General features: G+C 54.0%; 3 protein-coding genes and 1 pseudogene. 1 reads left to right on the top strand and 3 read right to left on the bottom strand.

All coding sequences use genetic code 11. The annotated features are described in order from the left end of the window. Nucleotides 1-25 precede the first annotated feature (25 nt). The 3 genes from fhuA to hrpB all read right to left on the bottom strand — a co-directional run bounded on the left by fhuA (nucleotide 26) and on the right by hrpB (nucleotide 7,611). On the bottom strand, nucleotides 26-2,260 hold the full coding sequence (fhuA, locus tag FDX03_RS08840) for a ferrichrome porin FhuA (protein WP_048212659.1): 2,235 nt from the start codon (nucleotides 2,258-2,260) through the stop codon (nucleotides 26-28). A 306-nt stretch (nucleotides 2,261-2,566) separates the two neighbouring features. After that, nucleotides 2,567-5,101, bottom strand: a complete 2,535-nt coding sequence (gene mrcB, locus FDX03_RS08835; protein WP_048212660.1) for a bifunctional glycosyl transferase/transpeptidase — start codon at nucleotides 5,099-5,101, stop codon at nucleotides 2,567-2,569. An 80-nt stretch (nucleotides 5,102-5,181) separates the two neighbouring features. Continuing rightward, nucleotides 5,182-7,611 (bottom strand): ATP-dependent helicase HrpB, encoded by a 2,430-nt coding sequence (gene hrpB / locus FDX03_RS08830; protein ID WP_137345805.1) that lies wholly within the window; start codon nucleotides 7,609-7,611, stop codon nucleotides 5,182-5,184. Between the two features lie 73 nt (nucleotides 7,612-7,684). Between hrpB and FDX03_RS23190 the strand changes: the two are divergent. Beyond that, nucleotides 7,685-7,751, top strand: a pseudogene (locus FDX03_RS23190) (RNA 2',3'-cyclic phosphodiesterase); the annotation flags it as partial.

Raw genomic sequence — 7,751 nt, 5'->3', positions numbered from 1 at the left:
CACGCAAAGCGTGCCCAAAGAGAAATTAGAAACGGAAGGTTGCTGTTGCAACGACCTGACGTTCTGCGCCCCAGAAGCAGCCATAGGTTTGGAAGCAACTAGAAACGTATTCACGGTCCAGCAGATTGGTAACGTTGACGGCAACACTAGAGCCTGCCATACCAAAACGCGCTAAATCGTATTTAACAACCGCATCCATTACAGCAGCACTTCCCACTTTAAAGGTGTTTGCAGGATCGCCATAGCTAGAACCGATAAAACGTCCACCGGTTCCCAGTGTCAGTCCCGAAAGAACGCCTTCGTTAAAGGTATAATCGCCCCAGAGTGATGCCATATGTTCAGGAACTTGTTCTACGTTGTTCCCTTTGAGATTGGTATCCTTGGTATATTCCGCATCAGTGTAAGTATATGAAGCTGTCACATTGATATTGGCATTCAAGGCCGCTTTAGCTTCAAATTCAAAGCCCTGAGAACGTACTTCGCCTGACGGAACTTGCAGATTCGAGTTGGTCGGATCAGTTGTCAGCGTATTCGTCTTCGTCAAATGATATGCCGCAGCCGTAATCACCACCGGCAGATCTTTCGGCACGTATTTTACACCTGCTTCATATTGTTCACCCTTAGATGGCGCAAAAGCCATGCGTGGAGTGCTGTAGAGATCGAATGCGTTTGGTTCAAATGACTGGCTATAGCTAACGTACGGAGAAATACCATTATCAAACAGGTAGTTTACACCGCCACGCCATGTAAACTGATGATCGTTACGCTCAATATAACCCGCTTGCGGCGTGGTTGAATTCTGGCGAATTGTCGTTGCTTGCTGTGACCAGTCATAACGACCACCCAGCGTAAAGACCCACTTATCCCATTCCGCCTGATCCTGGATATAGATACCGGTTTGTTTGGTTTCGTTCATCTGATAAGGCTCGGTAGAATCGAAAGCAAAATCATCCAGAGGCTGTGGGTTATAAAGATCCAGAACAGGAGCTGTACCAAATTTAGCATTGATATCATTACGCATACGCATGAAGTCAATACCTGTCAGCAATGTATGCTCCACCGTTCCCGTCGCGAAATTGCTCTGTAACTGGGTATCAACACTGAAGTTCTGCAAACGTTCGTCATCGACAACGGTGCCACGGCCAAGATAGTGATCGCGCTGATCGACCGGAATTGCCTGGCAAGGCGCATTAAACGTATTTGTTGTACAGATACCCGTGCCGTACACGCTCTGCTGCGACGTTTTCATTTCAGCAAAACGTAAATTCTGCCGGACGGTGAAAGTGTCATTAAAGCCGTGTTCAAAGCTGTATCCCACCATTTTCTGATTGCGGGAATAAGTATTATTTGAAGCACCTTCATTAAAATCTGTCGGCAGACGCTTGCCGTTAGGTAGCGGTTCAACCGTACCCTCCTTCGGCAACCAACCGTAGTAACCCGTTTCGGGTTCATTCTGGAAATAGGAGAGGAATGTAAAGTTGGTCTTGTCGTCAGGACGCCATGAGAAGGACGGAGCAACGGTATAACGCTGTGATTCAGAACCCTGCTGTTGCTCATTTGTGGAACGAGCCAGCCCGGTTAAACGGTAAGAGAATTCACCGTTATCATCTAATGCGTCACTAAAATCAAACCCAGTCTGGAACAGATTATCTGTTCCCATTTTGAACTGAACTTCTTTTAGCGGCTCGGTGGTTGGACGTTTACTAACCATCGAAATAATCCCACCAGGATTACTCTTACCGTACAACACGGAAGTTGGCCCACGCATCAACTCAACACGCTCCAGCATGTAAGGATCGATAACCGCGTCGTTATAGAAGTTTCCTTGTAGTTTCAGACCATCCAGATAGTTGTTCTGGCTTAAACCGACAGAGGTAAAACCACGGATGCTGACAAAATCGTAGGTATTCGAAGCGCCACGGTTACTGACCACAACGCCCGGGGTATAACCCAGTGCTTCCTTTACGGAACGAGACTGATGGATCTGCATCTCTTCACGCGTCACAACCGAAACAGACTGCGGGGTCTTTTCGATAGGCGTATCAGTCTTGGTTGCGGTGGCGGAACGCTTCGCGGCAATCGTCGGCGAAGGCCCCCATGCGCTTTCTTGTGCGGCAGGTGCTGCGGTTACGGTGATTGTTTCTTCTTTCGGTTGAACCGCCGCCTGTGCATACACAGACATGCCGCTAACCGCTGTGGCTACCACGACTGCAATTTTGCGCAGTGAGGAGTTTGGCTGAGCAGTTTTAAGACGCGCCATTGGTATTTCTCTGATGAAAGTGAATGATAACGTAAACGAGAATTATTATTATAACGAGAGCATGATATTCGAAACGCTGTTGCGATCGCAAGCACTACGCGCCCCTACTAAAACTAAGGGGTTAAGAAATAACCAGATGAAAAGAAAGGGTTAATAAATTAAGCTGAAATGTTTTAACGGAAGACGTACCGGATAGCGACACGGCTGCTCAAATTCCGTAGGCCTGATAAGCGCAGCGCCATCAGGCAAAACAAAACCGAATGGCGTCAAAAGAAAAACCCGCCGGAGCGGGTTTTGAGGTAGGCATTAGTTGCTGCCAAACATATCCTTGATCCAACCTGCGACGCCGTCGCTGTCTTTCTTCTCCTGCTGCGGCGGCTGCTGTTGCTGCTGCTGTTGAGGCTGCGACTGCGTTGATTGATCGAACGGATTACCTGACTGCTGCTGCATCTCACCTTGCTGACACAACGAATCCGGATCGGTAGTCCACACTGGCAGCGTACGCATACCACCACTGCACACAAAGTTACCGTCGTAATCTACGCCCATATCAACAACATCCTCCGGCGGCGTCAGCACCAGTGGTGTTGGTGTCTGGTTCGCCAGATAACGCTGATAAATCGACATCGCGCCGCTGGCACCGTACAACTTGGTTGGCTGGTTGTTATCGCGGCCTACCCAGGTAATCGTCACCTGGCTGCCGTCGATACCGGCAAACCAGGTATCCACGTTGTTGTTGGTGGTCCCGGTTTTCCCTGCCAGATGCAGCCCTGGGTACTTCGCACCAAGCTGGCGACCCGTACCGCGTTGAACCACCTGTTGCATGGTCCACAGCGTCATATATGCCGCCTGTGCAGGCACTGCGCGCTCTGCCTGCGGGAAGCTTTGATACAGCACGGTCCCATCTTCAGCAATGACCGAACGCAGTGCTGATAATGGCGCACGGTTACCCCCGCTGGCGATGGTCTGGAACGCCTGTGCCACTTCAATTGGCGTCAGGTTCAACGCCCCCAGCAGCATCGCCGGAACCGGATTGAGCTGATCTTTCGGGGCGCCCAGTTTCGTCCAGGTCTCGGTAACCGCGGGCAGGCCCAGCGCCATCCCCAGATTGACGGTCGGGACGTTCATTGAACGCGTTAACGCATCCACCAGCATTACTTTACCGCTTTCGCTATAGCGACGGTCATCGTTCTGCGGTGACCACACCTGACCGTTCGGCTGGCGCAGCGCAATCGGCGCATCGGCGATCCAGGTATTCAGGCGATACAGCTTCGGCTGGCTCAGCGCCGTCAGATAGGTTGCCGGTTTTGCCAGAGAACCGATGGAACGACGGGCCTGCATCGCGCGGTTATAGCCCGCAAACTGCGGCTCTGCGCCGCCGACCATCGCACGAACCTCGCCGCTAAAGCGGTCAACGACCACAATCGCGGTTTCCAGATCGCTCAGCTTGCGCTGTTTCTTCAGCACCGGAATGCCTTCCACCGCCGCTTTTTCTGCCGCATCCTGTGCCACGGAATCAAAGGTGGTGAAAATTTTCACACCGGAGAGATCTTTGACTTTATCGCCCAGCTTCGCCTGTAGCTCCTGACGTACCATCTGCATAAACGCTGGTTGTGGTGAAATCACCCCGCCACGCGGCTGCACGCCTAACGGGCGCGCGCTCAGCATGTCATACAGGTCCTGATCGATAATCTGCTGCTGTTGCAGCAGGCGCAGCACCAGATTACGACGCTCCAGCGCCAGCTTCGGATTACGCCATGGGTTGTAGATTGACGCCCCTTTAACCATCCCCACCAGCAACGCCTGCTGGTCGAGACTCAGTTCTTCCACCGGACGACCGAAATAATAGAGGCTCGCCAACGGGAAGCCGCGAATTTCATTATCGCCGCTTTGACCGAGATAAACTTCGTTCATGTACAGCTCAAGAATGCGGTCTTTGCTGTAGCGCGCATCCATGATCAGCGCCATATAGGCTTCGTTCGCTTTACGCCAGTACGAGCGCTCGCTGGACAGGAACAGGTTTTTCACCAGTTGCTGTGTCAGCGTACTGGCCCCCTGCACCGTACGACCGGCCGTCAGATTCGCCAGCACCGCACGTCCAATGGAATAGAGGCTGATGCCGTCGTGCTCATAGAAATGGCGGTCTTCGGTCGCCAGCAGCGTATCTACCAACAAATCCGGGAAGCCGCTACGCGGAACGAACAGACGCTGCTCACCGTTAGGGGAAGACAGCATGGTGATCAAACGCGGATCGAGACGGAAGAAACCGAACTGGCGGTTGTTATCCATATTCTCAATAGTATCCAGATGATCGCCATCAAAGGTCAGACGCGCACGCACCTGCCCTTCTTTACTGTCCGGGAAATCAAACGGACGGCGGATCATCTCAATGCTCTTCGCCTGCACGGTAAATTCGCCCGGGCGCGTCATTTTCGTCACCTGACGGTACTGTGTCGCCTCCAGCAGTTTCACCATCTCGTTCTTGCCGATGGGCATTTCTGGCTCAAGGTTAACCATCCGGCCATAAACAGCCGCAGGCAGTTGCCAGACTTTGCCATCAATGCGGCTACGGATTTTTTGGTCCAGGTACACGCCATATATCGCGATCAGCACCAAAAAGACGATCGACAGTTTTACCAGCAGCCAGAACCAGCCACGCTTACCACGAGGCTTACGCCCTTTGCCCTTACCCTTACGCGGCATCGGTTCTTCATCCTCATAGTCATCATCATAATCGTCGTCATACTCGTCATCTCTGAGTTGACGACGGCTCACCTTTTGTTTCACCGGACGTGACGGTTTCCCTTTACGTCCAATTGGCTCGCGGTCATTCCCCGCCATGCTTTTTCTCCGCAACATTCAGGCGCAAAGGCCCGATTCTCTGTTCTTCCGTCAGGCGACAGAAGAAGAAATCTCTCAATTTATGAATACTTTTTGGTGCGCCGCGTTGGCGCGGTATTCGCCGGATCGTCCGGCCAGACGTGTTTGGGATAACGCCCTTTCATCTCTTTTTGTACCTCACGGTACGATCCTTTCCAGAATGCGCTCAGATCGCTGGTGACCTGTAGCGGTCGCTGGGCCGGAGAAAGCAGCTCCAGCACCAACGGCACACGCCCCCCGGCGATGGTTGGCGTATTCGCTTCGCCAAACATTTCCTGCATCCTGACCGCCAACACCGGGGGATTATCCTCGTGATAGCGGATGGCTATCCGGCTTCCCGTCGGCACAGTGTAATGCGCAGGCAGTTCACTATCCAGACGTTGCAGCATTGACCAGTCCAGCAAACCGCGCAATGCCTGAGCCACATTTAATGCTTTGAGCGCGCGTAAAGAGTGCACACCGCTCATATGCGGCAATAGCCAGCTCTCCAGCGCCGCCAGAAGAGAATCCTCATCTACCGCAGGCCAGTCGTACTCCGGCAACCAGTTTGCCGCGCAATGCAGGCGCAGCCGAAACTGTTCAGCCTCCGGCGTCCAGTTGAGCACACTTAGCCCTTTATCGCGAATACCATTCAGCATCGCCTGATGCAACTCGTCTTCCGAAGGTTTAGCCAACGGCTGCACTTTTAGCGTCAACTGGCCTATTCGCGTGAGGCGCAGTGCTTTTAACGTTCCCTGGGCTTCATCCCATTCGATGGTGTCGGACTGTTGCAGCAGTTCAGGACACGTCTGCATCAACGCTTCAATATCCAGCGGCAACGCTAACAAAATACGCGCATCCGGTGACGCGCTTCCTTGCAATAACAACGGCGCAATCAACCACTCATGGCGCCCCAGGGCGTCATCGGAATCCAGCATCGCCCCCATCCCGTTGGCCAGTTGATAACGTCCATCCAACCCGCGACGGCGCGCGATCCTGTCGGCAAACGCCTGCGCCAGTAAAAGTGCTAACCGTTCGCTATCGGGCTGGCCTCCCCGCACATTCAGGCGCTTCAATAGCTGCTGGCTACGCAGTTGCCAGGCGGGCTGATTTCGTGAAAATGCGACGGCTAAATCGGTACTGCCACCGCGCGGCGGCTCTTCCAGAATCGCGGCCAGTTTCGCCGCCGTTGCCGCTTCGTTATCATTGTTGGTGCTAACCAGCATAGCCGCTAAACGGGGATCATTACCCAATACCGCCATTTTCTGCCCCGTGGCACTTAGCCTGTTGCCCTCCAACGCGCCCAGCATCTGTAACAGCCGTTTTGCCGCCTGCAGGTTGATAGTTGGCGGCGTATCCAGCCAGTTCAACTGTGCAGGATCGGTGCATCCCCATTGCAACAGTTCCATTAGCAGACCGGACAGATCGCTCTGTAATATCTCAGGCTCTCCCTGCGCCGCCGCTCTTTCCGCCTGCTCTTTGGCAAGCAGATGCAGACAGATACCGGGCTCCAGACGACCTGCACGCCCGGCTCGCTGGGTCATCGATGCCTGGCTGATGCGCTGGGTAATCAACCGCGTTAAACCGGTGCGCGCGTCATAGCGCGCCACGCGTTCCTGGGCGCAGTCCACCACCAGCCGGATACCTTCAATCGTTAAGCTGGTTTCGGCAATATTGGTCGCCAGCACCACTTTGCGCTTACCTTGCGGCGCAGGCAAAATCGCCTGACGCTGCTCAGCCAGCGTCAACGCGCCGTATAACGGACATAACACAACATCGCCGCCCACACGCGACGCCAGCTGTTCCTGCACGCGCTGAATTTCCCCTACACCCGGTAAAAACAGCAGCAACGAGCCACTCTCGTTACGTAGCAACTCCGCGGTGGCAATAGCAACCGCCTCATCAAAACGTAAATGCGTCGCCAGCGGCTGGTAGCGCCGTTCAACAGGAAACGCACGTCCTTCGGAAACAAGGGTAGGCGCTTCAGGCAACAGCTGCTGCAAACGCCCGTTGTCCAGTGTGGCTGACATAATCAGCAGTTTTAAATCGTCCCGCAAACCTTGCTGTACGTCCAACAGCAGCGCCAGTGCCAGATCCGCCTGCAGGCTGCGCTCGTGAAATTCATCAAGGATCACCAGACCAACGCCCTGCAATTCTGGATCACGTTGGATCATGCGTGTGAGCACACCTTCCGTGACCACTTCAAGCCGGGTTTGCGGCCCCACGCAGCTTTGCGCACGCATGCGATAGCCCACGGTTTCGCCGGGCTTTTCGTTCAGCGACTCCGCCAGTCGTTGTGCCACATTGCGAGCCGCCAGGCGACGCGGTTCCAGCAGGATAATGCGCCCCGATATCCCCTGATGCGCCAGAAGCTGTAGCGGCAGCCAAGTCGATTTCCCGGCACCGGTCGGCGCGGTCAGCAGGACCTGCGGTGAAGCATCAAGGGCGGTAAGCAGTTCAGGCACTATGGCGGCAACGGGCAACGACGTCACAAATGACTCCAGAGGGTTAACATTCTTCGCGCTGCATTGTAGCATCGCGTTAATTCATAACCGAGTATCCATCATGTCTGAGCCGAAACGGCTGTTCTTTGCCATTGAATTGCCTGCTGAGGTTCGGGAGCAGCTCATCC

This window comes from Citrobacter sp. wls827, from assembly GCF_005280875.1.
Classification (GTDB): Bacteria; Pseudomonadota; Gammaproteobacteria; order Enterobacterales; family Enterobacteriaceae; genus Citrobacter; species Citrobacter youngae.
This window is presented reverse-complemented; position numbering and strand designations above follow the sequence as displayed.

What these genes read in the sequence shown, in the direction of transcription:
- mrcB (WP_048212660.1), bottom strand. Translation starts at nt 5,101, where the DNA reads ATGGCGGGGAATGACCGCGAGCCAATTGGACGTAAAGGGAAACCGTCA.
- fhuA (WP_048212659.1), bottom strand. Translation starts at nt 2,260, where the DNA reads ATGGCGCGTCTTAAAACTGCTCAGCCAAACTCCTCACTGCGCAAAATT.